General features: G+C 68.6%; 1 protein-coding gene and 1 pseudogene. Both read left to right on the top strand.

Annotation, left to right across the window (positions count from 1 at the left end):
* Positions 1–117, top strand: a 117-nt coding sequence (locus tag IG62_RS45885; protein WP_199812595.1) for a phosphoribosylformylglycinamidine synthase subunit PurQ, incomplete at its 5' end; no start/stop codon positions are given.
* Positions 114–2,047: pseudogene (gene purL, locus IG62_RS42865) on the top strand (phosphoribosylformylglycinamidine synthase subunit PurL); the annotation flags it as partial. The gene IG62_RS45885 and the pseudogene purL, both read left to right, overlap by 4 nt.

The following is a 2,047-nucleotide window of genomic DNA, read 5'->3' as shown; positions in this document are numbered from 1 at the left end:
CCCAACGGTTCGCTGCGGGACATTGCCGGCATCACCAATGCGGCGGGCAATGTGGTCGGCCTGATGCCGCACCCCGAGCACGCGGTGGAGCCGCTGATCGGGACCGGCCGGACCTGAAGGAGGACGAGTACGCGCGGATCCGGGAGATCCTGGGGCGTCGTCCCACTGGGGCGGAGCTGGCGATGTACTCGGTGATGTGGTCCGAGCACTGCTCGTACAAGTCCAGCAAGGTGCATCTGAAGCAGTTCGGGGAGAAGGCGCCCGAGAACGATGCGTTGCTGGTGGGCATCGGTGAGAACGCCGGTGTGGTGGATGTGGGTCAGGGTTATGCGGTGACTTTCAAGGTCGAGTCGCACAACCACCCCTCCTACATCGAGCCTTATCAGGGTGCGGCCACGGGTGTGGGTGGCATCGTGCGCGACATCCTGGCGATGGGTGCCCGTCCGGTGGCGGTGGTGGACCCGCTGCGGTTCGGTGCGGCCGATCACCCCGACACCAAGCGCGTGCTGCCCGGCGTCGTCGCCGGGATCGGCGGTTACGGCAACTGCCTGGGGCTGCCCAACATCGGTGGTGAGGTCGTCTTCGACGCCTGCTACCAGGGCAACCCGCTGGTCAACGCCGGTTGCATCGGTGTGATGAAGCACGAGGACATCCACCTGGCCAAGGCCTCCGGCGCCGGCAACAAGGTCATCCTCTACGGCGCCCGCACCGGCGGCGACGGCATCGGCGGCGTCTCCGTGCTCGCCTCCGAGACCTTCGATGACAGTAAGCCCACCAAGCGGCCCGCCGTCCAGGTCGGTGACCCGTTCCAGGAGAAGCTCCTGATCGAGTGCACCCTGGAGATCTTCGGCGAGAAGCTGGTCGCCGGGATCCAGGACCTCGGCGGTGCGGGGCTCTCCTGTGCCACCAGTGAGCTGGCGTCGGCCGGCTCCGGGGGCATGCGGGTCGAGCTGGACTCCGTCCCGCTGCGCGATGCGACCCTCTCTCCTGAGGAGATCCTCATGAGTGAGTCGCAGGAGCGGATGTGCGCGATCGTCGAGCCGCAGCACGTCGAGCGGTTCATGGAGATCTGCGAGAAGTGGGACGTGATCGCCACCGTCATCGGTGAGGTCACCGACGGCGAACGCCTGGAGATCTTCTGGCACGGCGAGCAGATCGTCGACGTCCCGCCGCGCACGGTCGCGCATGAGGGCCCGGTCTACCAGCGCCCCTACGCCCGCCCCGACTGGCAGGACGCGCTGCAGGCCGACGACGCGGGCAAGCTTCCGCGTCCGGCGGGTGGTGAGGAGCTCAAGCGGCAGGTCCTGCAGCTGGTGGGGCACCCCAACCAGGCGTCCAAGGCGTGGATCACCGACCAGTACGACCGTTTCGTGCAGGGCAACACCGTTCTCGCGCAGCCTGAGGACGCGGGCATGGTGCGGATCGATGCCGACACCAACCTGGGTGTGGCGCTGGCCACGGACGGCAACGGCCGCTACGCCAAGCTCGACCCGTACGCGGGTGCGCAGCTGGCGTTGGCGGAGGCGTATCGCAATGTGGCGGCTGCCGGGGCCAAGCCGTTGGCGGTCTCGGACTGTTTGAACTTCGGTTCGCCCGAGGATCCGGCCGTCATGTGGCAGTTCGCCGAGGCCACCCGTGGTCTGGCCGATGCCTGCCAGATCCTGGGCACCCCGGTGACCGGCGGCAACGTCTCGCTCTACAACCAGACGGGCCAGACCGCGATCCACCCCACGCCGGTGGTGGCGGTCCTCGGTGTGATCGACGACGTCACGCGCCGCACGCCGATCGGGTTCGCCGAGGAAGGCCAGCTGATCTACCTGCTCGGGGACACCCGGGAGGAGTTCGGTGGTTCGGCCTGGTCGCAGGTCGTGCACGAGCACCTGGGCGGTCTGCCGCCGGCGGTGGATCTGGAGCGGGAGCGGCTGCTGGCCGAGATCTTGATCTCCGCCTCCCGCGACGGCATGATCGACGCCGCCCACGACCTGTCCGACGGCGGCCTGATCCAGGCCCTCGTCGAGTCCTGCCTGCGCGGCGGGACCGGTGCCCG

The organism is Streptomyces sp. NRRL S-337 (genome assembly GCF_000720175.1).
Lineage (GTDB): Bacteria > Actinomycetota > Actinomycetes > Streptomycetales > Streptomycetaceae > Streptomyces > Streptomyces siderophoricus.
This window is presented reverse-complemented; position numbering and strand designations above follow the sequence as displayed.